The 26329-nt window shown below is 49.5% G+C and carries 17 protein-coding genes; all 17 read right to left on the bottom strand.

The window, feature by feature from the left end; genetic code table 11:
* Positions 1–6: 6 nt before the first annotated feature.
* The 17 genes from OHJ21_RS06670 to OHJ21_RS06590 all read right to left on the bottom strand — a co-directional run bounded on the left by OHJ21_RS06670 (position 7) and on the right by OHJ21_RS06590 (position 26321).
* A complete protein-coding gene (locus OHJ21_RS06670) occupies positions 7–2385 on the bottom strand; it encodes a chondroitinase-B domain-containing protein (RefSeq protein ID WP_486019607.1) in 2379 nt (792 codons plus the stop codon).
* Between the two features lie 41 nt (positions 2386–2426).
* Entirely contained in the window at positions 2427–3551 is a 1125-nt protein-coding gene (locus OHJ21_RS06665) for a glycoside hydrolase family 88 protein (RefSeq protein ID WP_486019606.1), read from the bottom strand.
* Between the two features lie 15 nt (positions 3552–3566).
* The gene (locus OHJ21_RS06660) at positions 3567–4457 is read right to left on the bottom strand and encodes a carbohydrate ABC transporter permease (protein WP_486019605.1); all 891 of its coding nucleotides are present in this window, start codon (positions 4455–4457) and stop codon (positions 3567–3569) included.
* A 12-nt stretch (positions 4458–4469) separates the two neighbouring features.
* Positions 4470–5438, bottom strand: a complete 969-nt coding sequence (locus OHJ21_RS06655) for an ABC transporter permease (RefSeq protein WP_394056162.1) — start codon at positions 5436–5438, stop codon at positions 4470–4472.
* 100 nt (positions 5439–5538) lie between these two features.
* Positions 5539–7200, bottom strand: coding sequence for an extracellular solute-binding protein (locus OHJ21_RS06650; protein ID WP_486019604.1), 1662 nt, complete (start codon positions 7198–7200; stop codon positions 5539–5541).
* Positions 7201–7358: 158 nt separating this feature from the next.
* The gene (locus tag OHJ21_RS06645; RefSeq protein ID WP_486019603.1) at positions 7359–9689 is read right to left on the bottom strand and encodes a helix-turn-helix domain-containing protein; all 2331 of its coding nucleotides are present in this window, start codon (positions 9687–9689) and stop codon (positions 7359–7361) included.
* A gap of 107 nt (positions 9690–9796) precedes the next feature.
* On the bottom strand, positions 9797–12049 hold the full coding sequence (locus tag OHJ21_RS06640) for a glycosyl hydrolase family 95 catalytic domain-containing protein (RefSeq protein WP_486019602.1): 2253 nt from the start codon (positions 12047–12049) through the stop codon (positions 9797–9799).
* 13 nt (positions 12050–12062) lie between these two features.
* Positions 12063–13691, bottom strand: a complete 1629-nt coding sequence (locus tag OHJ21_RS06635; RefSeq protein WP_486019601.1) for a response regulator — start codon at positions 13689–13691, stop codon at positions 12063–12065.
* A 9-nt stretch (positions 13692–13700) separates the two neighbouring features.
* The gene (locus tag OHJ21_RS06630) at positions 13701–15464 is read right to left on the bottom strand and encodes a cache domain-containing sensor histidine kinase (RefSeq protein WP_486019600.1); all 1764 of its coding nucleotides are present in this window, start codon (positions 15462–15464) and stop codon (positions 13701–13703) included.
* 59 nt (positions 15465–15523) lie between these two features.
* On the bottom strand, positions 15524–16936 hold the full coding sequence (locus OHJ21_RS06625; protein ID WP_486019599.1) for an ABC transporter substrate-binding protein: 1413 nt from the start codon (positions 16934–16936) through the stop codon (positions 15524–15526).
* Between the two features lie 208 nt (positions 16937–17144).
* Complete coding sequence (locus OHJ21_RS06620) at positions 17145–17966, bottom strand: endonuclease/exonuclease/phosphatase family protein (protein WP_486019598.1); 822 nt, start codon at positions 17964–17966, stop codon at positions 17145–17147.
* 85 nt (positions 17967–18051) lie between these two features.
* On the bottom strand, positions 18052–19044 hold the full coding sequence (locus OHJ21_RS06615) for a helveticin J family class III bacteriocin (RefSeq protein WP_100536912.1): 993 nt from the start codon (positions 19042–19044) through the stop codon (positions 18052–18054).
* A 352-nt stretch (positions 19045–19396) separates the two neighbouring features.
* Entirely contained in the window at positions 19397–19792 is a 396-nt protein-coding gene (locus OHJ21_RS06610; RefSeq protein ID WP_100536911.1) for a YvaD family protein, read from the bottom strand.
* Between the two features lie 20 nt (positions 19793–19812).
* Positions 19813–20373, bottom strand: coding sequence for a TetR/AcrR family transcriptional regulator (locus OHJ21_RS06605; protein WP_486019597.1), 561 nt, complete (start codon positions 20371–20373; stop codon positions 19813–19815).
* A gap of 196 nt (positions 20374–20569) precedes the next feature.
* Positions 20570–22894, bottom strand: a complete 2325-nt coding sequence (locus tag OHJ21_RS06600; protein ID WP_486019596.1) for a glycoside hydrolase family 3 N-terminal domain-containing protein — start codon at positions 22892–22894, stop codon at positions 20570–20572.
* Between the two features lie 39 nt (positions 22895–22933).
* The gene (locus OHJ21_RS06595) at positions 22934–24508 is read right to left on the bottom strand and encodes a response regulator (protein ID WP_486019595.1); all 1575 of its coding nucleotides are present in this window, start codon (positions 24506–24508) and stop codon (positions 22934–22936) included.
* A complete protein-coding gene (locus tag OHJ21_RS06590; RefSeq protein ID WP_326115120.1) occupies positions 24471–26321 on the bottom strand; it encodes a sensor histidine kinase in 1851 nt (616 codons plus the stop codon). The genes OHJ21_RS06595 and OHJ21_RS06590 overlap by 38 nt, the downstream gene beginning before the upstream one ends.
* Between the last annotated feature and the right edge of the window lie 8 nt (positions 26322–26329).

The raw sequence follows: 26329 nt of genomic DNA, 5'->3' as shown, positions 1-26329 counted from the left end.
TCACCTTCACTTCGTCCAGGCTTCAGGGCCTACATCATGGACGGTAAGCGGAGGATTGGACCGCTGCTTGCCTGGCGCATATTCGTCTGCCCCCACGTCAGGTATATAGCGGATCTGACCATCCATGTCGTCCGCTGCAGCGTATGGAGTCAGGGCAGCGTCCACGGCTGGGCTATAGACGGATAAACGGATGAGACCGTCCCTGCTGCGCACCAAATGGAGCTCTTGTTTGGTCATCTCCCTGTCCACAATAGGATTGTTAGAAACCGGTGCGTTCCCAGAGAGCATATTTCCCTTGTACACAGCCCGTTCCTGATCGGGTGCTTGGATCACCGCATCGGTTTCATGAAACATCGTACCTGCATGGCTAAATATCAGATTGTTGTAAATCTTAGTCCCTACAGGCTGATAGGTTCTGCCGCCCAGATTGAAAGTCGTCGTTTGATTGCCGACATTCACGATGGTATTATTGTAGATCTGGACGTTATACTGCCGCCAATGTCCGCGCAAAAGTTCCGTTCTTTGTTCGGCCGGCAGATCGCCAAGCCGTGCAGTTTGCTCTTGGTTTCCACCCCAACGAACGATTGGATTCGTACTGCCTTCCGGTCCGCCGTCATGTGTTCCTCCATCAAGACGAATCACTTTGTCCGTAAGACCTTCCATATAATTGTTATAGATTTTGTGATCGTTGCCATATATCCGGAACCCGCTGCTGCCCGGTGTCACTCCATCGCCAATCAGATGGTTGCCGTAGAAGCTGTTGCGGTTTCCATGTCGTGACACAATCCCGCCGTATGAATGACGAATCGTGTTGTACCGAATGATATTGTCACTGCTCTTCACCGATATCACTTCATCTTCACCGTTAAACCCGTCAAACAAATTGTACTGAACCGTAATATAACCAGAGGAGAGCGAGGTACTGGAAAGCCCGAGCCTGATGGCTTCCAACCCGTTGGTTACCCGGGGACCAATGCCGTGAAAATAGTTATACTCCATGACGTCGTATTGCGATATATGCTGTCCGCTATGCCCTTCCCCATCATAAATCAGGACTGCGCCAAAGCCCTTCTTCGGTCCAATATCATTATAAGCGATCCGGTTATGGCTGCTCGTTCCTTCGACACGGATGTAATGTCTGTGCGTGCCATTATCCGTAATCAGATTCGGATCTTCATATGGCGTTAATCCCTCATATATTTCTCCGTTCGGGTCATACCGATCTTCACTGTACCGACAGCTGTTCTCCACATTGAGCAGGCACCAAACATATCGGTTTTGAGCTTTAAATCGATAGGGCTGACCTGTTTCATCCAAGGCAAAAGTGTTGCCCAAAATGGAGATTCGGCTGGAGCTTTCCAGCTGAATCCCTGGATGAACTCCTGTAAGCGCCCGATGTGCCAAGCCACGGTCATTCAAGGTCTGCTTTCCATTCTCATCACCGATCCCGTTCCGGAACGTGAGTCCGCTCACTTCAATATAACTTGAATTTTCAATGTGCATATAACTATTCCCACTAATGATTGCCTTGCCGGGCTTCCCGGTAATCCGAATCGGATAGACCGCAGAGCCGTGTTTATCCTTCACAACAAACGGACCGTTCTGCTCATAGGTCCCATCCTTCAGTTCAATCAGCGTACCGGCCACAGCCTGATCCAGTGCCTGCTGCAATTGTTCCGCCGTACTGACCGAAACTCGCTTCATCTCCGGGAGCTTCACGTCTTCCTCCTTCTCTTCGCCAGCGTTTGGAGGAAGCGGTGGTTGTGGCTCTTCCGGAGGCTCACCCGGCACTTTCCCTGCGTAAAGCTCTACTTCCATGATGCTGTTCCAGTTTCCTGAGCTTCCGCTGGCGTTATTGCCATATCCGATCAACCGCAAATATCTGGCCTTCGCCGGACTCTGTAATACATAGGTTTGCATGATGCTGTCTTCCGGTTTCAGCTGCCGGCTGAACAGTCGTTCGAAAACAACCGTGCTGGATTGGAAATCTTCAGTGTTCGAACCTAATATCTCAAAGCTGGACTGACGCTCTCTAGCATTCAGAAAGGCAATGTTCACATAAGTGACGGTTTGTTCCGTGCCTAGATCAAACTGCAGCCATTGACCTTGACCGGAAGCGGACCAGCGGCTTTGCTGGCTCTCCGTGTCCTCGCCCCATACCCCATCCAGTACATTCCCCGGTACGTAATTCGTGCCTGGCTGGTAGCTGCTTGCCGTTACCGTGCTCTCAATCCGCTTCATGCTGCTGCTCCCTCCTGCATCGCTCGAAGCCCCCTGGGCTTCTGAAGGCGACATCACCAGTGTTCCGATCAAAAGGATCATGGCCAGCCCCATACTTATCAATCTGTGATACCGTTGGTTTAATGCGTTTAATAACGTTTGCATATCCGTTCACCTCTCCTCGAATATTAACGTCCCATAACCAATCAGAATACGCGATGGGTCCAGCCCCGAAGCTTCGCGAGAGCCTCGATGTAATAATAATCCCCATAAATAAGCGACACATTGATATTGGTATCCGCCGGCTTATGGCCGGTTCCGCCAAACAGGATCCCCTCATGCTCAGGAGCCTGGAATGCAGCATACTCCGTCGACAAAGCCAGGACGATGCGCTCAGCGGCTTTCCGGTAGACAGCCCCAACCTCCGGAGTTGTCAAGGCCGCAAGCTCCAACAACCCGGAAGCGGCAATGGCCGCAGCGGAGGTGTCACGAGGCTCGGTATCGGGATTCGGTACCCGGAAGTCCCATGGCGGTACCCCGTAACTCTGTAAGGAAGCTATAAAATGATGAGCTACCCGCTTCGCGGCATACAAAAAATCCTTATTCATCGTGAAACGGTAAGCGTTAGCCATCCCGTACAGCGCCCACGCATTCCCTCTCGACCAGCAGGAATCCGGGGCATAGCCCTGCCATCCCTTATATTCCAGCAATTCCCCGCTTTCCGGATCAAACACAGCAACATGACAGGTGGATCCATCGGCACGGATCATATGCTGCAAAGCCATATTCGCATGGGCATTCGCAACGTGGCGGAATCTCGGGTCTTCTCCTTCTTCGGCAGCCCAGTACAAGAGGGACAGGTTCATGAGGCAATCGATAATAGCCCAGCCCGGGAGATCCTTGTTCCATGCCCTGATGTACTGTCCAGCCAAGTTAAATCGTCCGGCCAGAAAGTTAGCCGCCGCAAGCCCTCGCCTTCTGCCTTCTTCATCGCCGGTTAACTTGTATTTCAATACGGCTGTCGGCAAATACTGAAACCCGACATCATGATGGAAGCGACTCTCTTCGAGCGTCAATCGTTCCATCCGTATATCCCACTCCCAAGCCGCTTCCAGGTACTTCGCCTCTCCAGTCATATCGTAAAAAATCCACAGCATGCCCGGCCAAAACCCGGAAATCCAGTTGTCCAGGGTTAGGCCGTCGTACTCCCCGTCCTTGGCCGCATGCGGAGCAAGTTCAGGCTTTCTAGCCAACATCCGGTCCACCTTCAACCGCGCACCGTTCCACCACATATCCAGGTCGAGTTCATGTTGAATCTTTAAGTTACTCATCATATCCTCCTGTCGTTATCCTTTAATGGCTCCAATAAGAGCACCTTTCACGAAATACTTCTGTAAAAACGGATAGACCAGCAGAATCGGCACCGTTGCTACGATAATGGTCGCATGCTTCAGCGTTTCGCCGATGACGGCGACCTCCCCTCCGCTCGCTCCGCTTGCCATGGAGCTTGCATCATTCAGAAGCAGCAGCTCTCGCAGGACGAGCTGAAGAGGATACAGGGAGCGATCCTGTAAATAGATCATGGCCTGGAACCATGAGTTCCAGTGGCTGACACCGTAATACAGCAGCATGACGGCGATAACCGGCATGCACAGCGGCATCATGATCCGGAATAGGATGACGAATTCATTGGCTCCATCGATCTTGGCCGATTCCTCCAGACTATCAGGCACCGCTTCAAAAGCCGTTCTCATGATAATCAGATTAAATGCGGATATGGCCTGCGGGATAATTAAGGACCACAGCGTATTGGTGAGCTCCAGACCTTTTACTGTAAAATACAGCGGAATCAAACCGCCGCTGAAGAACATGGTGAATACGATAAACAGCATCAGCTGCTTTCGGTAGCGCAGTCCCTTACGGGAGAGAGCATACGCCCCGAACGCCGTCAATGTGATATTGAGCACCAAGCCGCCAGAAACGATAAGGAACGTATTCAGGTATCCTTGAATAATCATCGGATTATCAAACACCAGCCGGTAAGCATTAAACGTCATATCCAGCGGCTTCCACAGAATCCCCGAATGCTGCATGTAACGGGTAGGATCACTCAAAGAAGCAAACAGCACGTAAATCAATGGGTATAACGTACATAACGTGATTACGGTCAACAAGACGTAATTAAAAACATCAAACAGCTTTTCACCGACCGACCTGTTCCCAGCTCTCCATTCCATTCCTTTCACCTCCTACCACAAGCTGGTTTTGTTCATTCTGCGGCTCAGCCAGTTTGAGCCGATGACAAGCGTGAAATTGATGGCCGAATTGAACAGCCCTACTGCCGAGCTGAAGCTGTAATTGAATTCCTGCAGCCCGACCCGGTACACATAGGAGCTTATGACATCAGCGGTATCGTAGATTGACGGGTTATAGAGCAGGATGATTTTCTCGCTGCCAACGTTCATCAGCCTGCCGATCTCAAGAATGAACAGGATGATAATCGTAGGCATGATCCCAGGCAACGTCACGTTCAACATCTGTCTCCACCGATTGGCTCCATCGATCTTCGCGGCCTCGTATTGTTCCTGGTCGATACCGGCCAGGGCTGCAAGGTAGATGATGGTCCCCCAACCGATGTTCTGCCAAATTCCGGAGGTGACAAAGAGGGTCCGGAAATATTCAGATTCCAGCAGAAGGGAGACCCGTTCCCATCCGAAAAAAGCCAACATATCGTTAATTAAACCGTCACTCATCGTGAATTCCTTAATAATGCCGCAAACAACGACCAGCGAAATAAAATGCGGCATATACGTTATGGTTTGAACCGTGCGTTTAAATACGGTCTTTCTCACCTCGTTCAGCAGAAGTGCCAATATAATGGGCGCAGGGAAGCCAAAGAGCAGTTCATAAAAGCTGATTAACAGCGTGTTTTTGACAACCCGCCAGAAGTAAATGCCGTTAAAAAACGATTCGAAGTGCTCCCAGCCGGCCCATGGACTTCCCATGATGCCAAGGCGTGGTGAGAACTCCTTAAAGGCGATGGACGCCCCGTACATAGGGAAATAATGAAATACCGCGAAGTATAGAAGTACCGGAATTAACATGATGTACAGGAAACGATTTTTACTAATGTCCTTCAGCAAGCCCCAATTTCGAGGATTCAGTCCTGCTGAGTTCGAAGGAATTGACGTGCGTGTCGGAGGCGGAAGTTTCGCCATGCCGTTCTCACTCCTCTTGTGCTGTCTATTGAAGTATCTGTCTATTGAAGTATCAAATTATTGGGGGAATGCCGCTCCATTCCCCTCGCCTAAGATTTCGTTATCGGCTGTTGTATCGATCCAGAGCGCTTTGGTAGATTTCAACCGCGCGCTCGATCCCCAGCTTCTTGATTTGCTCCACATACTTGTCGTAACTCTCCATTGGCTCCTTGCCGACAATGAACTTGACAAACATTTCCTCTTTATAGTTGCTGACTTCGGTTAGAATCTTGCCAAGCTCCTTGCTTTCTTCAGCGGTTGGCGTCAGGAAGCCAGGCAGTATATGCTTCTCGGCATCCGTCTTCGCCCACACTTTCACGGCCTCATCCTGTTCAGGGAACGTATTCCAGTTCCGACGTTCATCCGCTTCGTAGGGACCATTCGGCTTGGAATACTGCGATACCATCTGCTGCAGATTGTATTTTTCATTGTTTTTAATCAAATCGGTATACACCGGTGCACCGTTCTCCATCACGTAGCTCTCTCCTTCAATGCCGAAGTTGAAGAGCATCGCGCCTTCATCGCTGTAAGCATAATCAAGCCAGCGTACGATCAGTTCCGGATTTTTCGCAGCGGTTGTGATGGCTTTGCTTGGTCCCGGATTGTACTTGAAATCCCGTTGTCCAATAAAAGGAACTTCGTCTTTAAGGAGCGTTGGATATGGAGCACCCACGAGCTTGAATTTCGGATCCTGCTCCTTCATGGCATCCATCCATTTTCCCATGCCGCCGCTGAGGAGATTTACCGTTGCTCCCGTCTGCCCGGTCAGAATCTTGTTATCCAACGCTTTGGTATCGGTGAGCGCAAAATCCTTGTCAAACAATCCCTCCGCAAACCACTTGCGGAATAAGGCCAGAAAATCTTTATACTGCGGATCTATGGGTCCATACTTCACCTTTCCTTCATCGTCCACATAGAAGGAGTTTGATGTGCGGTAAGCTCCGATGAAAGCATCGCGGATCTCAAAGTTTCCTCCAGTGTAAGTTACGCTGAGCGGTGCTTTGGCACCCTTCTCGTCGCGAAAGGCGATTAACGTCTTCTCCCACTCCTCTATAGTCGTTGGAACTGGGAGACCAAGTTCATCCAACCAATCCTGACGGATCATGGGGCCACGGAAGACCAGCCCGGACGGATTGCGAATCATGGGAAATACATAATATTTGCCGCTGTCTGTCTTGACCATTTGGTCAAGCGTCGGATCCGCTTCGAGTTTCTTCTTCAGGTTCGGCGCGTATTGATCAATCAGGTCATTGAGCTCCAGAATGACGCCGTCCTGAATGGCTTTTTCCGGTCCGCCCGGATAAGATCCCGCACTTCGTCCGGTCCAGTCGTATTCAATGACATCCGGAAGCTCATCGGACGCGATCATCAGATTAAATTGTTCAGCCGTCTGCTGATCATTCGGATGAATATACTCCACCTGAACACCTGTTTTGTCGGCAAGCGCTTTCCCAAACGGCGTATCTGCAAGGTTGGAGTAGAAGGTTACCGCATTCATGTTCAAGATTTCCCATGACGTGATCGATTCGGTTGTATTTAGCGGATACGATGAACCGATTGCAGTGGATGTACCCTTCCCGGCCTCGTTCGGCTTAGCGTCCGGCGTGTTATCCTTACTTCCTGACGAACATCCCGCAAGCACCAGACTTGTTAACAATATGGCGGTCAGTCCTGACTTTACATTTCGCAACAAGCTGTCTTTGACCAGCAAACGTTGAACCATCATCATTCCCCCGATTGTAAGATTAGGTGTTGGATAAAGCCTGCATGCTGCCCTATCCGATGTCATTGTTCAATAAAACCCGTGTTCCTTACCATAGACAAAATCTAAAATCGCAGGCAATTCCTTAAAAATCGATGGTTTTTTATGAAAAATCCGGTTTATAGTGCGGCTTTCTGATATTTTCCCGGGGTCACGCCTTCGAATTTTTTAAAGATTCGCAAAAACGTGCTGACATCCGCATAACCGACCCGGCTGGCGATTTCATTGACGGTAAGCTTTTGCAGAACAAGCAGTTCTTTCGCCTTAGACAGACGGAGGTGGTTAATGGTATCCAGCAAGGCTTCTCCTGTAAATTCCTTGTACAATCTCGATACGTAAGAGGGGGTCATTTGAAACGCGTCGCCAATCATTGAAATATTCAATTTCGGGTCATACAGATGCTCTTGGACATACTGCCGGACATCTTCGATTAAATAACGGTGGTGATTTCGTTTCTCGGTCAGGATCCATTCACATACTTGCGCAAGCAACTGTTTCATCCGTTCCTTCATCTCCGGAACATGATCGCACTCGAGCAATAGATCCGCATCGATGAAATTTTCTTCATATGTTCGCTTGCTGCCCGCTCTCACTTCCTCAAGCGTATTCAGCATCGTGCTTGCCAGGTTGTACATTAGGCATTTGGCGAGTGGAACCGAAACCGGTTGCTTGGAAAAGTTGGCTTGGAATATTTCATCCAAAGTGGCTTCCGCTTTGTCGTAGTTCCCGCTCTTCACCAAGCCAATAAACTGCTGCTGGACACTCAAAGGATAATAAAATTGACGGGTTTGGGTGCTCCTGTCCATAAGAGTGTCCGTATATGGGATGAACTGTCCGCTCCCCATCACAATCCGGTATTCAAGCGCGGCCTGCGCCTCTTGATAAGAAAGAGCGATCTCGTGCAAATTCGAATGAACCTGGCCGACAGCCATCGTAAGCTCTGCTTCGATATGCTTTCGCATGAAATCTTGAACCTGAGCCAGTATTCGATTCAATACGCTTTGCTCCTGCTCCTCTGATATACTCGCTTTGAAATTAACGACACAAGCAAGCGCATCGTTCATTTCTGTCGTGAACACAAGCGCTTCATCGGCAGCCGTATCCTCAAGCACGTTTGTTAGTATGAAATAAAGCATTTGCTGCTTCTGATCCGGAAGTCCGCGAATGCCAAACTGCTCAAATTTGCCATAATGATCGATCGATATCAGCAGGACAACCGATCGGTCGGATTGAAACTGTATATCGTGAGCAGGCAGCGTTGTATGGAGAGACTGATCATGATCGGCATACCCCTTTAACAGACGCCGCAATAAATGCGCTCGGATTGTGTTGCGATGTTTGTGAAGCGCCGTTTGCATATCTTCCTTTTCATGAAAATATTGCTGAATCGTCCCCTGCAGGAACGAATATTCATTGGCTCCTCCGTCAAACCTCAGACCGAATTGCTTGGATAAACTTTGCAGCATCACTTGAACCGGCATATAGTTTCTGCGTAAGAACAATACCGTAACAATACCTCCGATAAACAAGCTCAGGGCGATGCTGATCCATGTCAGATGGCGTAAATCTTTCATTTTCTCATTGAATAATGCCGCTGGCAGCACGGATACATATTTCCATCCGGTTACTTGGGACGTGATATAGGAAACCGCGAACTGCCCCGCGTCCGAATCCATATAGATCATTCCGCTGTCTCCATGAAGCTGCTCATAACTCAGTCGAGCAGGTACGGCCGGATCCTGTCGTGATGCGGCGATATACCGGCTATCCGCATCTATAATGAACATGCTGGCATCTTTTTGCCGGGGAACGCTCTCGATTAGTTTCGAATCCTTGATTAAGAACAGAACCACAGCCGGGGGCTGGGCCGGTGAATTAAATACGAGAGAATGAGCAAATACGACCACCGGGAAGCTCTGAAGGCCATCTTTAAACTCCATAGACTTGTAAACGTTTACATATCTTTGCTCGAACAATCCCATCCACTTCTCATAGGAGGTTTCGCCATTCTGCCTCAGCTTCTGATAGAGCCCCCTGCCGCTTGTATGACCATACGTTGAAATCACCGTATCACTGTTCAAATACATCACGTAAATATCCTCAATCGAATCGTTTGCATTTTTATAGGTTCGCAGGATTTCCGAAATGTTGAACACATCGTAATACTGAGGATCACGAAGCGGTAACTCCACGCTGGAAAAAGCCGAAATTCCCTTGTTCAGCGCGATTTCCAAGCTTAAACGCTCCAAACTCTTCAGCTTGCTGTCGATGGACATCTCCATCTGCTGAAGAAGCAATTCGTTTGCCCGATTGGTCTCGCTCTTCACTTGATGGTATGAGAATGAATACAGCACAAAGCTGATCAGAATCGGCACCATTAATACGGTGACATAAGAGAACAGCCATGCCACAATGACGCTGCGGTTATATTTACGAAGGATGTTGAACATGTGATTTTTCTCCTCCTTATTGCCTCCTGTGATAACAAGAGCAGCCTTCATAGGGATAAGGCTGCTCTTAAGACGAATACGGTTGCAGGGGTATGACTGATTACGGTTTAATGCGGAATCCCATACAATCTCCACGGTTTGCGACTGCCAAACAGATTGCATTTGCCCTTCTCAGCAGGAACAGGCGAGATGTGGAATCGAGTGGATCCGCTCCAATTGGCCCTGTAAATATAGGCTTCCTCACCAGGCTTCAAAGCTAGATCGATCACCCCATCTGCCTGGATAACACACTCCTTGGATATTCCCCCGATGTCAATAACCAGGCCGTCGTCCGGAGATGTGACCATATCCGTTACGATCCGGCAGGGCTCTCCGGCAAGACTGCAAATATGTATCCAAGCGGTGCGCCCCTCCTCCCGAACAGCGCTAACAAGGAAGCCTCCTTCTGTCCGCAGATGATGGAATACCGACTCCGGCCACTCTTTAGGGACTGCAGGAAAAACATAGATCCGCTCCCGTCTGCTCTGAAGAAGCATGTCATGGATCGATTCCGCCCCGGCCAGCGGCGTTTCGATAACCGGTCCCGCTTCTTTGTACATCGTGTTCGGCTTAATGAGATGCATTAAACTCCGCAAATACGCGAGGGCTTCATCTCCTAAACCTAACTTGGCTGCGATGGAGGCGGCTCCGGTGAAGCTAAATCCGCGCAAATCTCCTTCATGACCGATCCAATGCCGGAGCGAGCGAAGAATCAGCGCCTTCTCCTCTTCGGTATCGCCGACGATATGCAGCGGAAAGGCCGCCAGCAAATGGCTGAAATGGCGGTGTCCGAATTCCATACGCTGTCCCTCGCCGATCATATATCCGGATGAATCCACCGGAAAAGGTACCAATCGCTCTAGGACTTCACGCCAGCGTCCGTGCAGCGGATCATGAACACCAAGCTGATCCGCCATGCGGATTAAGGTTTCACATCCCCAGCGCAGCAGCGCTAAATCATAATGAGAATCAGCTGTCATCACCTGCTTGAAAGACCCGTATTCCGGTGAGACTGTGGGAGGTAAATGAAGGTGGCCGTCCTGTCCTTCCTCAAGAAGGTGCAAATATAAACCTATACTGCGCCGCAGAAGAGGATATACCAAGCTTCGCAGCATTTGATCATCCATGGCATAACGGTAATGACGCCAGCAGTTATGCATCACCCAAGTTAAATTCCCCACCTCATCCGTGACCGGACTGTCCAGATCATAGCTTGAGCTTCGACCGAGTCCTGCGGAGTCCGCACGGTAAGCTTCGGGAACATTACGGATCAGCTGGTTCTGCTGCCCCTGCAAGGAACGAATCAGCGACATGCCCAGATGGAGGCGATTCGCCGTATAGATCGGAGAGTAGCTCATCTGAACGTTCATATTGAACCATAATCCAGGCCAGGGCGTAGATGTGAGCCACGGCCCCTGATTATCGATAGGGAAGGAGTCCGCCCGGGTCGCAGACGCCAGCTTATACATCTGTATCCAGTAAAAGCTTTCCAGCTGCGTATCCGGTATGGAAATAAAGCTTTCCGGATAGTAATGATGCCACCACCTGCGATGGGCATGTATCCAGGCTTCCCATCCTGAAGCTGAGTTCGGCACTGCCCGAAGCTCCCGCACCGCCTGATCACGAACGGTATCGTCCATGCCATTCATCACCGTTAAGATACAGATTTGCCGATGCCAGCTTCCCGGCGCCTGTTCCGTCTGGTCAGGACGGCGAGTTAGCCAGGCCGTCGTGCAGCCTTCCCCGCTTCCATATTCCTGAACGCCGATCGATACCTCACCGGATTCCAGATGCTGAACGGTGGTTTCAGGAATATATTGGTTGAGATTGATCCCGTCCGCGTTCTTCAAAATAGGATCAACCTCCGAATAGGCGTACCACTTCAGCTTCGCATCGCGTTCGCCTTCATCTGCATCCAGCTCCAAGACAAGTACGGGAGCTAATGCGTGAACAAACGCGCGAATTCTGACTTCTCCCTTAGTTGTCGGTATAATCGCCCGGAGCTCCGCGTTCCATAATTCCAACCGCATTTCGTAGGGCTGATAAATCCATCCCTCCAGCTCCAATGCAAGCTCGCCAATCGGTACGCGTACCGGGAAAGCCTGTTCACCCGGACGTGATGCGGTGATATCGGAACGTCCAAGCACAAAGCGCAGCACGTTCCGTTTATCCCGATGTTCTTCACTATAGATCATCGCTCCGAGCATGCCGTTTCCAAGAAAAGCCCCTTCATCCCAGCTGATCGGACGCGTCGTCCACAACATATCGTGTCTGGACATAAACATCGGCCAGTCGATGGCATTCTCTATGCGGGTAGTCACGATACCCCTCCTATTACAATGAAATGTTGTTTCTTATGTGCGCCTGCTTGAATTCCGATGGTGTCATCTGCGTATATTTTTTGAACACGTCGGTAAAATAGCGCCGTTCCTCATAACCAAGCGACTCCGCAATCTCCTGGATTTGCCGATCCTCCAAGAGCAGCTTCTTGGCCACCTCCATCCGTTCTTGAGTGACAAATTGACTGAATGCCATTCCCGTCACTTTCTTGAACAAACCGGCAAAATAACTTGGGCTCAAGTGAACTACCTTCGCGCAAACACTTAGGCTGAGGTCCTGATCCAGATTGGATTTCACATAATGAATGGCTTCCTGGATGATCTGTGCAGCGGCGGAGCGATTCTGATTCTCGATGCGTTCGCAGCCCAGCGTCACGATGCTATGCAGAATCTTCTTCATGTCGGTTAAGGACCTCTCCGAGCTGACCCGCCCTTCCCGAACGATCATGTTCAAATCGGACAGTTCATTCATCGGTACCTTATCTTGAATCGCCCTTAGCATCATGTAGGCAAGCTCATAGTACAGGCTGATGAAGTATTCCGGCTTGGGAAGCGGCGACCTGTCCGTAAACTCATTCAGGATATGATCGAGCGTGAGTGAGGCTTGGTTGACGTTTCCGGATTGCAAGGCATATACCATTTCCTGCTCTGCGGTCCGTATGCTTCGCGGCAAGGAGATTTCCGTATTAGCTATATCCTCATATGAGATCACCGCGTTGCCTCCGGTATAGAAATGGTATGACAGGGCATGCAAAGCTTGATCATACGATGAGTGCAGCTCATGGATATACGTTACGGGTCTGCCAATTCCTATGGATATCGTTAATGAAGTATATAATCTGACATGCTGACAGCACGCCTCCGCTATAGCTGCCGCTGAAGCTGATAACGGTGTATTCAGCACCGCTACTAGGCGGTTAGCCGAATCCCGGAATACCATCCCCTTTGTATACAAAGCGATGGTCTCCTCCGTAATATTCTTTAATGCAAACCGGGCGAGCTCTATTTCATTCATCGGTGACTCTCGATGCTTGTCAGTAAATCCGTCGATTTCAAGAATCATGACGAGCAGGTCCCTAGACTCCAAATCCGGCTTTACATAGTCCCACCGTTGCTCCGCCTCCTGTTCGTTCACCTTATGATGTAACAGTAACGTGAACAATTCCTGACGCAGGAAAGGCATACTCTCCTGAACGCGCTGCTCCAATTCAGCGATATGATCCTCTTGGTCTCGTATCGCTTCAATTTCTTTTTTGGCCTTTACAACAATCTCCTCAATATGAGCCAGTGAAAAGGGCTTCGTTATGAAGTTAAACGCCCCAAGCTGAACCGCTTGCTTGGCATATTCGAAATCGCTGAAACCTGTCATCAATATGACTTTGCTGCGGGGCAGCATTTCTTTGACGCGTCGGGTCAATTCCAGACCATCGAGCTTCGGCATTCGAATATCGGTCACGATGATATCTGGTCTGCACGAGGTGATCAACTTGAGTCCATCTTCTCCATTGATTGCCGTTCCGCTTACGGTTATCCCATGACGTTCCCAGTTGATTTGCTTGGATACGCCATCGACGACACTCTGTATGTCATCAATAAAGCAAATCGTTGTCGTTATTGTGCTCATCTGCTTGGGTCAACTCCCTTCAAGTCGTGGGTAACGAGGGATGATAATTGAAACTCGGGTACATACATTAGGTTCGCTTTCCATGTACAAATCAGCCATGCTTCCATACTGAAGCTGTAATCGCAATCGGACATTATTTAACGCATAACCCGATGTAGCCGAGGATGCCGGTTGTCGAAGTAGTGGATCGGCTGGATTCTTTTCGTTCAGCCCCATGCCGTTATCTTCCACGTTGAAATACAGATAGGTGCTATCCTGTTTCACCTGAATTCGAATGAACCCACCTTCATTACGATCGTTAAAGCCGTGCAGGATTGAATTTTCAACCAGCGGCTGCAGCATGATTTTTAAGATCGGGTGCTGCATATCCACTATAGGATCAACCTCGATGGTGTAGGTAAACAGCGTTTCATAGCATTTCTGCTGAATGTTTAAATACTGCTCTACGTGGAGCAGCTCATGTTCAAGCGTCGTCATCTCATTGCCGCGATTGAGGCCGAGCTGAAACAGCTGTGATAAGGACAGCACCATTTCCTGCACATCCTCCAATTGATTCAACTGGCACTTCCAGTAAACCGTGTTCAGCGTGTTATATAGAAAATGAGGATCAATTTGAGCTTGCAGGGCTTTCATCTCGGACTGTCGTTTATCCTTCTCAGCCTGCTTCACAACGTCAAACATTTCATTAAGCTCTTCCAGCATCCGGTTAAAGCGATAACCGACCTGCGTAATCTCATCATTGAATTCGCTTTCATAACGAACGTTAAGATCGTTCATCTCCACCCGTTTCATTAGCGATTGCAGGTGGCTTAACGGTCTTATGAGCAATCGGGTCAGCATATTCGCAAAAGCAAACGACACGAGCAAGCATCCCGTGATCACCCCGAGAATGGTTAACTTAATGCTGTCCATCTGCTTCATCAATTCTGATTTGGGCAGAAAGCTGAACAGCGTCCACTCCTTCACTCCACCCACCTTGGTAAAGTTAACCAGGTACTCATAACCTTGGTCCGAATACTCAAAGCTTCCCTGCTCAGCTGTTAAGGCCTCCCTGTATTTAGGCTCAAGTTTCAGCGTATCCGCGATGATGGAATCGTTTAACAACACATCGCTTCCATCGGATGAGGCCAGGAGATGGAATTGTTTGCGATTTTTATCCTCCGAGGCAATTAATGATCGAATCGAGTCGATTTTGACATTCGCTACAACGAAAATATCTTCGATGTAATGAGAGGGAATGCCCTCCATCACAAAGGAAATGACGTTCTCCCTGCTGGAAAAGAAACGGTCCTCATGACCGGCCACCCATAATTTGCGCTTCTCGCTTTTGATATGCGTATACAGCTCCGAGTCATAAAACGAATGGGAGAAGTTACGCTGCTGACTTGTTTGATAATAGTCACCCTCGGGCGTGGCGATCAGAATGGAATCGATAATGGGTTCATACAGCTTGGTCTGTACAAAAGTCGATTGCAGTCCGGACAGATGGGTATAGTAATTCTCGACCTCGGAGTAGCTGCTGTCCATCCCTAACGCTCTTCGGTAAGCCGTATTGACCATCATCGAGTAAACCGCTTGCGTGACATGATTCAGCTTCTCATCCATCACCTTCGATGTTTTAAGAATCGTTTCCTGACTAAGCTGGTACGCGTTGTCCTTCACAACTTCCTCCGCGATCATGTAGCTTAACGCGCCTGCGGTTGTAACCGCAAAAATGACAATGAGCATAAACGCGATCCAGATTCGGCGTCTGAACGATAGTCGGTAGAGCATAGATCAACATCCTCCGTCTCTAAGTTTCGGCTGTGGCAGCAGTTGTCCGTTTTTAATGATCAATCACTTTGCCATGAGACGTCCTGAGGATGCAGCGGATCAAATGACGGAATAGCTTGTATATTCACTCTGCCGGCGGCCCGTTCCTGATCTAATGCTGCATTGTAACGCTCGTTCAGATCCTCAACCAATCGCTCCAGATCTCCGCCGATCATGATGTACTTTACAAATTCGTCCTCCCACTCCCTTCCCTTTGGTTTGAATCCTTGAGGCGATGCAGGCCATATCCCGTCATAATCACCTGGGAAAAAGCTGGAGATGCCTTCGATGTCGGGTTTCCTGGCTTTCGCGGCTATCGCATCCACCGATAAAATGCCCAGTCCGGCCTCCTGATACCCGATCAGCACTTCATCGCTGTACATATAACGGAGAAACTTCCAAGCTTCTTCCTTGTGCTTCGACTGACTGCTAATGGATAACCACCTCGTCGCTCCAACTCCCTGGTTGATCACTCCTTTATAGGTTCCGTCAATTGATGGGGGAAGAGCAGCTCCCCATTGGATCTTGGCCGGAAACTGAAACTTATAAATGCTGGGTTCCGATGAATAAGACAAATACATCCCGATCTTCCCGTCGGCAAACTGTGCCCGTAGCGGATCGATGTCCAGGGATTCCGATCCCGGCAGCGTACTGCCGTTCTCCATCATGGTCCGGAATGCGCTAATAATCGGTATAAAGCCTGTAAAATCATAGTTGCCTGTCGAAAAGTCATAACCATCGCCGCTGATTCCGCTTATTTCCGCAATCGGAACGGCTGAGCGGCCGAGAGCGCTGGCAGGAATCTTATAGGGTAGCGCAAAACCGTAGACGCCATCCGCCTTTCCAATTTCGGTGATCCGGCTCGCGGCTTCCACCAACTCGTCAAGCGATTTCGGAGGTGAGGTTATGCCGGCCCGCTTAAACAGATCCACATTATAAATAAGCCGCAAGGTTGATCCGCTGTTAGGAAGACTGTATATGAATGGATCAAACACGTTATATCCTTCGATGAAGGCTTGCTTTCCGAACCTGTTTCTGATCTCGGGCGTTAAATATTCGTTTAATGGCTCCACATAGCCTTTTCGGGTCATTTCAGCAAGATCGATCGGGGTGAAAATATCAGGTGATAGCTCACTGGCAAATGACAAATCAAGCGATTGGGAAAAATCATCTGCCATTACCGTCATCTCAACCTCAATATGATCGGCGTTCTCTTGGTTATAACGATGAATAACCTCTTTGATATAGTTCGCGTCATGACGCCCCGTTGACCAGAATCTCAGCTTTGTCTTTTCTGCGGCACCAGCCATATCCGATGCCGTTGAGTACGAAAATATACGATCAGAGCCCTGCCCTTTGCCACCCTGCATGCACCCTGTTACGGTTATGCTCAAGCACATCAATGCAACCAGCGGTAATCTCCACGTGATCATGCACACACCCTCCTTGTGCTTGTATCGTAGCATAACCTATTTTGTGGATATAGACAGAACGGTAAAAAAACTGTAAAGGGAAGACTATCGATTCATCTCCCATACGAAAAAGGCTACCTCAAGGCAAATGCCTGGCGGTAGCCTTCTCATGATTCTTATGTCATGCTTACGTCTAGCTTGAACCTAATTTTAAGCCCACCTCAAGGTCCTAACGCTGAAATGACACATCGGCTGCGATGGGCAGATGATCCGAAGCTTCCGTATGGATCACGCGCTGATTCGAATGCTGAACAGTTGGTGAGGTCAGAATGTAATCGATCGTTGCCGACGGATTAATTACAGGAAACGTATAGGCATCGTCTATTCCCTGAAAGCTGTTCACGAATAAACCGCTGTCGAGCAGCAGCTGAAACTCTGAACTGTCAGGTTCCGCGTTAAAATCGCCCATCAGCAGCACCGGTCCCTCAGAGACAGAAGCCGCCAGGTCAATGATTTCCTGCGCCTGTGCCGTTCTGCTGGTGACATCCAGTCCAAGATGCGTATTGTACACATCGACGTGAATCCCCTTCAGATTGACGACAGCGTGCAGTACACCGCGCTGCTCCTTCCCGAAGCTGCTTAACAAAACATTCTCGGATCGAAGGATCGGGTACTTGCTAACAATGGCAGTTCCGTACTGACGGTTGTTCGTCTGACCCTCCTCCGGCTCCAAATCAAGATTGGCACCATAAGCATAGTGATATCCGAGCAAACCCGCCAGTTCCTTCGCTTGGTCTTGAAAGTCGCTTCGCTCCCCGTAGTACCGGTCCACTTCTTGAAGGCCGACAATTTCTGCGCCGGAATCACGGATGACATCGGCGATTCTTTGCAGGCTTAGCTGCTCATCCAATCCAACACCGTGATGGATATTGTAAGACATTACGGTCGTGCTTACTTCTTTGCCTTGTCCTTTTCCAGCCGCCATCACCCCCGTTGTAAACACGGGAACAAACAACAAGCAAGCGATAAACGAGATCAAGCTTTTTTTCATGGACGACTCTCCCTTTCATTGTTGAATGCCGAACGATGCTAACTTTTCTGTTGCTACAGCTCTCAGAGGCTGACCCGCGTGGAAGTTAATTAAATATGCTATCCGGAACGTAATACACTTTTTGCGTATCTTTTTTGTTTACCGGGTCCGTCACAATCGTAAAATAAACGTTGCTGTTCTTTGTCTGCACTCCCTCGATTTCATGGTTTCCCACATTCGTGATTTTCACGAGGGTTTTGAATGTCCCTGCGTTTGTCATCATGGCAATCTGCGGGATGTCACCTTCCGCTCCGCCTGATGTATATATTTTCGTCTGACCCAGCATATCGGCCCCCTGGAAGGATCCGTTCGGCCTTACGATCCCAGTGCCCGACTGCGTAAAGCTGCCAACCGCTGCGTTCACCGCTGCTGCGCTGTCCATCCGCACCTGTTCATTGCTGTCAAGAAGCTTATTGAGTGCGACTGTGTCATAAATGGACCAAGTTACCGTCCCCTCTTTTGTTTGTACGCGGAACACCGTATGCGTACTGTTGCCGCCGCCATCCACACGGTAGGTCTCGCCTAGCCTTGCCCCCGTTTTATTGGCGTAATTCATATAGGTAAACCGATGCAAATCCGTATAATCCACAGTTTTGCCGGCCGAATATTGTAGTCTTGCTACCTGCAGCGACCAGTAATAGTCCGTCGAAGGATCTGCCTTTGAACTGAAATAAAAGTAATTGACGCCGTTGTAGGTATACATATCCAGCGTTTGGCAGTGACCGGTATTCGTGACGGTCATTTCATCTACATAGGTAGCGTCTTTCCCGTTAATGAGCAATCTTGAAAGATAGCAAGTTCCCTTAGAGCGCTGTGTTACATACAGATACTTATCCGCAATGTAAGCTTTTTGAACCGCCACGTTGTGATTAAGTCCCTTCAGATTGTAGGCGAGCGTTGCTGAAGCGTTCACCGTTTTCTCAGGTGTTGCCGCGAATGCCGGCAATCCGGACAAACAAAACACGAGCGCTGCAAGTATTGCGGACGCGAGAATTTTTAAATGCCTTTTCATATGGTTCAACCCTTGAACGTCAACCATCAATACACCTCCATTAATAGTAGGAATCAAATTGGACTGCCGCCGAAAGCGTACTAAAAACATGGTTCAAGCGGGCATTTTACTGTCATGGCTATAGGATACATTCCTCCTCTCTTGTTACAGAAACATCGCTTCATTCAACTCAAGTTTCTGCTTCTCTACAGAAAGTGGGGGATCCACTATTGAGTTTATCATTTACCTCAAGAATTTCCCGTGTATAAAATACTTAAAGTTAGATGAATCGCCTGGTCCTTTAGCCCTTTTTTTTACGTTGGAGCGCAGAATATGTCGGAAGAGATTTGTATCGAATGTTCATCCGAAACAGTCATACGAAAAACAAAAAAACCGCGAATTAACGCGGCTCCTTGGTCTCAAGCAGTTTTGGGATGAAGAACAAAGGATATAACATGAGGTACAGGTTAGGCGCCCACCACATGATGTCGAAATCGGACTTCATGATCCAAAAAACGATCGCCTGCAGTCCGGAACAAAATGTCAGGATAAGCGATATTAAGGCAAAACTTCTCCACTTTACATTCATGTGTTTATGTAAGTAAAGACTGTACATTCCGGTGATGGAAATGAGTATATCCAGCGGGAAGAACGACCAATTCCAAACCACTAACAGCTCATTGGTATAATCCTGATATAAATATTCCTTGGGAATTAACGCAAGTGCGGTGACGACCCAATACAAAATAAATCCGATATCCGTAAATAAAAACAAACCTTTTAATGTTTTACTCAATTCATATCCTCTCCTCTTGTTCAACCTTCCTTCTTGATAATACCGGATAAAAGGATCTCTCCCATATCACGCAGACCCTCATGAAGCGTAATGCTGCTCTTATTCTCAGACGAGTCCTCAATTAATCGATAAAGACCTCCTACATACAAATCAATAAATATTTTGGTATTAAAGGGGCGTAACCATCCTTGATTGATTCCTTCATGAAATAGTTCCGTGATGCTGTCCCATTGTTTGTTTAGAAATTGATCCAGCGTCTTCCATTGATCAGGATAATAACGCTGGAGCTCGGTTATGAGGTTCAATCCGATAAACTGAAAATCAGTCGGGATGAGGATGAGGCATCGCTTAAGTTTATCGAGTGTCGTCAGGTCAGGATTACCCATGATCTCCTTTTCTTTTTCTTGAAGTTCGACAATGGCATCATGAAGAATCGTTGCAATAAGCACATCCTTCGAAGAGAAGTATCCGTACAGCGTCTTCGTGCTCATACCCAGCCGTTTGGCAAGATCACCCATCGTAAATCGTAATCCTCTTCTCCTGATTTCAATGCTTGCCGCCTCAACAATTCGGTCTCTCAATAGGTACACTTCCTTGTCCGGAAAATAATAAAACGATGATATTTTCCTCAATTTCTAAAATCATATCCCAATTCCTTCCTCATGTCAACGAAAGCGCTCATTGTACGACAAAAAGAGACAGCCATAAATGCTGCCTTCAAATGATCGATGCTCCGTGCTAATGTTATAAGAATATCCTTCTGTTTTCAGCTATGTTTTAGGACTTTAACCTTAATTCAACAACGCCGGTTTCCCAATCCGAATGAGCTCCCGCAACGATGTTGACTCTGCAAGGGACCACTTCGAATTCCATGTTTCGATTCCAAATAGCCAACTCCTCGAAGCCGAGCTCAAACGTGACGGTGGTTACATCACCGGGCTCCAGCGCTACCTTTTTGAATCCCTTCAATTCTCGCAGGCGGCGGGTGATCCCGGATTGATCGGCTTGTATGTAGAGCTGTACCACTTCGTCCCCCTTCATCTTTCCGGCGTTCTTCACTTCCACGCACACCTCGACACGACTTCCGGATCGAAGCTCCTCAAGCGTCATTTCTCTCTGCGAGATGGTCGGAGAACCGTAATCGAACGTGCTGTAACTCAAGCCGAATCCGAACGGATATAACGGCTTGGACGGCATATCGACATAAGGGCGAGGGCGCCCTGCATTTTTCTGATTATAATAAACCGGCAATTGACCTACGGAGCGCGGGATCGAGACGGGCAGCTTGCCGCTCGGGTTCACCTGGCCGAACAGAATTTCTCCGATGGCATGGCCGCCTTCGCTGCCGGGATACCAGGCGCACAGCAAAGCATCGCTGAGTTCAGCCACCTCGTCGATAGCCAGCGGACGTCCCTGAATGAGTACCGTAATCACTGGTTTTCCGAGCGCGTGAATTTCCCGAACCAATTGCTCTTGTATGCCGCCTAATCGGAGATCGGCTAGATCGACGCCTTCACCGCAATCCATTTCCGTCGGATCTCCTTCAGCTACGATGGCTGCACCATTACTATCAAACGTATCTCCGAATTGACGGGCGCTGCTGCCTCCGAGTACGAGCACGACCGCGTCCGCGGAACGGGCGGCTTCGATCGCTTCTGGCAAGCCCTGCGTGGACATGCCTCGGACGCTGCATCCGGGAGCGAAAACGATGTCCGTACCTTCGGGGGCAGCCATCCGAATGCCTTGAAGCGCCGTGACTCCGCTGCCCTCGCGCTGAACGCTGGTGTAGTCTCCAAGCTGGTTGTAGAGCCTGTCCGCGTTAGGGCCGATAACCGCCAGTCGTTTGATGCTGCCGCCATTCAGCGGCAGTACGTCTTTATCGTTCTTAAGCAGTACAACCGCTTCTCTCGCGACGGTTGCATTCAAGTCTTTAGCGGCTGCATTGTTGACGGTTATAGCTGCCAAGCGTTCGTCAACGTATGGGTGCTCGAACAGTCCCAATCGGAATTTAAGCCGAAGTACTCGAGCCACCGCGCGGTCAATGCTCACCATATCGGCCTTCCCTTGTTTCACCGCTTGTTCAAGCGTTGTGAAGGACTTGTCCCACAAACTAAGATCAACCCCGGATGACAGGGCTAGACCCGCCGCGGATTCATAGTCTCCCGTAATGGACACCAACCGGTCGATGGCCGTTCCATCCGCCATGACGATTCCTTCAAATCCCCATTCATCTCTCAGAATGCCGGTTAACAGCTTAACATTGGCATGACACGGAATGCCGTCGAGCTCATTATAGGCCGCCATGACACCAGCCGCTCCTGCCTTGATCCCCGCCTCCGCGGCAGGCAAATGAATTTCGCGAAGCTCCCGCTCGCCAACGGGAACAGGTCCTGCATTGCGACCGCCCTGCCCCGCTCCCTGAGCGCAGAGATGCTTGAGGACGGCAGCCGCTCTGTCCGGTTTTTCCCATTCTTCCGGGTTTCTTCCCTGCATGCCAAACACAACCGCTTCCGTCATTCGTGCAGCCAGGTAAGGGTCTTCTCCGTAACACTCCTCGGAGCGTCCCCACCGCGGATCCTGCAGGATGTCCAATACCGAGACTAACCCTAAATGCGCGCCTCGGCTGCGGATCTCGGAGGCTACCTGGGAGTAGGCTTGTTCAATTAATTCGGGATTCCAGGTGGAACCGATGGCCGTATTGACGGGCAGAAGCGTTCCGTCAAGCGCTTGATGGCCATGGGGACATTCCTCCGAGAGCAGGACGGGAATGCCCAGCCGGCTGTGTTCGATCACATAGCGTTGGATCGCATTCGCTACCTTCGCATTGTCCTGCGTAGGAATCCCGTTCTCATAGGTCACCCCGGACCAGGGATCCGCCCGGAACAGTCCATACAGCGCCCCCATGCCGGCCCCCCACTCGACATGAACCTTGAATAAGTCGGTCAGTTCAAACTCCGGTTCAGTTCCTTCGCTTCGACGATAAGCCATCCAGCCGTACAAGTGCTGATTCAGCTGTCCGACCTTCTCCCTCAGCGTCATTCTGGATAACAAATCCTCTACACGCTCGTCTACCGGTAGCGCAGCATTCCGATATTTCTCCATATTCCCATACTCCTTCCATCCTGGTCGTCATACTTCTGATCATTCTTTGATATTCAAGACCCGATATTTCTTGGGCGTCATGCCCGTGTACAGTTTGAAGACGGATACAAAATACTTGTATTCTTTATAGCCGACGCGGTCCGCAATCTCAAACACCTTGTCCTGCGTCGTCAGCAGCAGCTTTCTGGCCTCGTTGATGCGCAATTCGTTCATGTATTCGCTGAAGCTTTTTCCCGTGCTTTGTTTGAAAATATTGCTGAAGTAGCTCGGCGTAATTTTCAAATACGCCGCCACTTCCGACGCTTTCAGGTCGCTCAGATAATGATCCGCCATATACTTCTTGGCCTTCTCAATGATCCAGAACGATCTGTCGATGCCAACCTTGTCGATCAACTGCAGCAGGTCAAACACTTCCGTGGATATCGCCTGCCGGATCGCATCGGGATGATTGAACACCTCCAGGTCGATCGTTCGCTCCAGACCATGCTCCAGCTGGGTCAGGCCGCTTTGACGAAGTCGCTGCCGCAGCATGATGGATAGTTCATCACACACTTTGACCATATCCGTCAACAGGTAGCGCTGATCCAGGAATAATCGGAACATGCCGTCGATAAGCTCTTCCAGCATATCGGCATCCTGCTTGAATAATGCCACGGACAGTTTCGAGACCATCTCGGCACTGTCGAAATCGTGCATGGCCCGGCCGTTATCCACCTCAGTCTTATATTCGCGATCCAGCAAGGAGCGCTTCTCCAAGGCATAATATGGCAGTAACGCGCGCACCTCCGCACATATGGCTGCCGTTTGGTCCAGGGAAACATAGGTATCCGATACCGCGCCATACAAGCGATGCTCTTCTGGCCAATCATCCAGCATCGTTTGCAGAATTTCATCCCACTGCCGCTTCGAGCGCGGTTGATCCGTCATCAGCAGGGTCATCAGCAAATTTTTATGCACAAACACGGATACTTGACGGATACCGCTCTTTTCCAGGCTTTCGCGAACCGTCTGGAGCCACAAACGCTGCAGCATCGTAAAATCCTGTTCCGTCTGGGAAGCCGCAAGGATCGAGAACTTCTCCAGCTGCGTGGCTATGAGTTTATACTCGGCACTGTTTAACAGATATGGAGGTATCGACTTGGCTAATGAAGTTTCATAATGCGCGGCCATCTCGGAAAGCCAAAGCTCCGCATCCTTCGTTGGACTGTTGACACGGGTATCCTTGCTGCGAATGTCTTCCACGATTCCGGTCACTGCCGCCACCAATTCGTCAATATCGACGGGCTTCAGCAAGTAATCGGTTACATCAAGCTTGATGGCTTGGCGCGCATATTCGAATTCCTCATAACCGCTGATCATGATGACCCGAACCTCAGGGTGGCAGCGCTTCAGCTCTTTAGCAAGCTGAAGCCCGTCCATTCCCTCCATCCGGATGTCCGTAAGAACCAGATCAATCCCGTGCTCTTTCACCACCTGCAAAGCTTCATGGCCGTCATAAGCCTCCGCGACGACTTCGACTCCATAATCCGCCCAGTCAATGGTATAGTGTAGGCCTTGACAGATCACGGGTTCATCGTCAACGATCAGCATTTTTACTGTCTTCACGTGTTGCATCGTACGATTCACCACCGTAGGTTTCAGAATATGGGAGCTTGAGGCGAATCAAGGTTCCTTGAGGTGAAGCCTCAAGCACTTCCAGTCCGTAGCGTTCTCCGAAATATAGATATAGACGTTCATGAATGTTGCTGAGCGCACCTCGTTTGTGACCGGCTTGAACCCCGTTTCGAAGGGATTCCCGAACTTCCTCTAAAGTAAGATCGTCCATTCCGCGGCCGTTATCCTGCACGTCGATCCAAATCTCATCCTCCCGCTTATACGCGATGACCGATATTCTCGCTGCCGGCTCGCGCCGATCTATGCCATGTTTAAGAAAATTCTCAACCAAAGGCTGAATGGTAGCCTTCAACGTAAGCGAATTCGCCAGATCATATTCCATATACAGCGCGTATTTCAGTTTTTGACCCAGCCGCCTCTGCTGCAAATACAAGTAGGAGCGCACGAACTCCATTTCTTTAGCGAGACTGGTCTCGTAATGGCCATTGTTCAGACTGGAACGCAGGAATCGGGACAAAATTTCGATGAGCTGGCTGGACTCGCTGGCCTTCTCCAGCCTGGCCGTCCAGCGGATCATATCCAGCGTATTATAGAGAAAATGCGGGTCCATCTGCTCCTGCAGCAAACGCAGCTCGGATTCGCGCTCCCGCAGTTCCAGCTTGTATTTATGCTCGATCAGTTCCTGAATCGTGGATACCATATCGTTAAACCTGCGATTCAGTTCGGAAATCTCGTCCTTGGAACGAATAGGTACCCTCGCGGAGAAATCGCCGAGTTTTACGCGATTGGTCTCAATCTTCAAGCGCAGAATCGGCCTGATGATCGTATAGTGGAAGCCGATCAAGGCCGATAAACCCAATAGGAGAATGCCGACAAGAATGACTTGCATCAGAATTCTTACGCCGCGTATATCCTGATCAAGCGCAGCCTTGGGCACCATGGAAACGATATTCCAGTCGGTGTTTTCCATCCGTTGATGAAAGGTCAAATACGCTTCCCCGTCGTGGCGGTAAGTGGAAGTGCCCATCGTCCCTGCGGTCACGATATCCGTAATCGCTTTCCCGTCGCCGATATTCAAGGATAGCAATTCTTTGGAGGGGAGTACGATTTGACCTTCCGAATCTACAATAAACACCATGCCCTCGTCCCGTGTCAACCCCCGCTGCAGCTGTTTAAGTATACTCGCTTCATCCATGCGGATCACAAGCCGGGCAAGCGGCAGCGTGATCTCGTCATAGGAATTCAGCACACGGAACAATGAGACGAGATTTACTTCTCCATACCAGCCGCTGGTTGAAGGATAGCCGTTGCTCCATACGATCCCGCCTTTATGCTCGTCCGCAAGGCGGTTCCATGACTCTTCGTTGCCGTGAATCGGCTCGCCCATCTCTATGGAATTGCCGTTAAAGCCGGTGATGGATATCGATTTGATATAGTTTTTGGACATCAACTGAAACGTCAGAAATCCTTCGAGATTTTGCTTCAACTGCTCTGCTCTTCCGCTCTCGGGCGGTGGGTTCAGCCGCAAATATTGGCGCATGTCATTGCTGAGGATCAAATAATCGGCAATATCCTCAATCATGGTCGTTTGCTCTTCCAGCTGGTTCGTTACGATCTCCAGGCTACGCTGGCTTGATTGGATAAATTGGCTGCGCAGTACTTCGTTCAGCTTGTCTTGGGCCAGGACGCCGACCCCAAGCGTAGGCAGAATGACAAAAAAGAGGAAAATGACCAGAGCCTTCTGTTTCAGACCATAATTCCCGATCCAGCCAAAGCCGCTACGCATGTCCATTCCCTCTTTCGATGTCTTCATGATGTTGA

Source organism: Virgibacillus sp. LDC1 (genome assembly GCF_025792345.1).
GTDB classification, from domain to species: domain Bacteria; phylum Bacillota; class Bacilli; order Paenibacillales; family Paenibacillaceae; genus Paenibacillus_AQ; species Paenibacillus_AQ lautus.
This window is presented reverse-complemented; position numbering and strand designations above follow the sequence as displayed.

Bases quoted from the DNA above. Each gene is read 5' to 3' on its own strand.
- OHJ21_RS06635 (WP_486019601.1), bottom strand. From the start codon at position 13,691: ATGAGCACAATAACGACAACGATTTGCTTTATTGATGACATACAGAGT.
- OHJ21_RS06590 (WP_326115120.1), bottom strand. From the start codon at position 26,321: ATGAAGACATCGAAAGAGGGAATGGACATGCGTAGCGGCTTTGGCTGG.
- OHJ21_RS06655 (WP_394056162.1), bottom strand. From the start codon at position 5,438: ATGGCGAAACTTCCGCCTCCGACACGCACGTCAATTCCTTCGAACTCA.
- OHJ21_RS06660 (WP_486019605.1), bottom strand. From the start codon at position 4,457: ATGGAATGGAGAGCTGGGAACAGGTCGGTCGGTGAAAAGCTGTTTGAT.
- OHJ21_RS06645 (WP_486019603.1), bottom strand. From the start codon at position 9,689: ATGTTCAACATCCTTCGTAAATATAACCGCAGCGTCATTGTGGCATGG.
- OHJ21_RS06595 (WP_486019595.1), bottom strand. From the start codon at position 24,508: ATGCAACACGTGAAGACAGTAAAAATGCTGATCGTTGACGATGAACCC.
- OHJ21_RS06650 (WP_486019604.1), bottom strand. From the start codon at position 7,200: ATGGTTCAACGTTTGCTGGTCAAAGACAGCTTGTTGCGAAATGTAAAG.
- OHJ21_RS06625 (WP_486019599.1), bottom strand. From the start codon at position 16,936: ATGATCACGTGGAGATTACCGCTGGTTGCATTGATGTGCTTGAGCATA.
- OHJ21_RS06615 (WP_100536912.1), bottom strand. From the start codon at position 19,044: ATGGTTGACGTTCAAGGGTTGAACCATATGAAAAGGCATTTAAAAATT.
- OHJ21_RS06630 (WP_486019600.1), bottom strand. From the start codon at position 15,464: ATGCTCTACCGACTATCGTTCAGACGCCGAATCTGGATCGCGTTTATG.
- OHJ21_RS06670 (WP_486019607.1), bottom strand. From the start codon at position 2,385: ATGCAAACGTTATTAAACGCATTAAACCAACGGTATCACAGATTGATA.
- OHJ21_RS06620 (WP_486019598.1), bottom strand. From the start codon at position 17,966: ATGAAAAAAAGCTTGATCTCGTTTATCGCTTGCTTGTTGTTTGTTCCC.
- OHJ21_RS06665 (WP_486019606.1), bottom strand. From the start codon at position 3,551: ATGAGTAACTTAAAGATTCAACATGAACTCGACCTGGATATGTGGTGG.
- OHJ21_RS06600 (WP_486019596.1), bottom strand. From the start codon at position 22,894: ATGGAGAAATATCGGAATGCTGCGCTACCGGTAGACGAGCGTGTAGAG.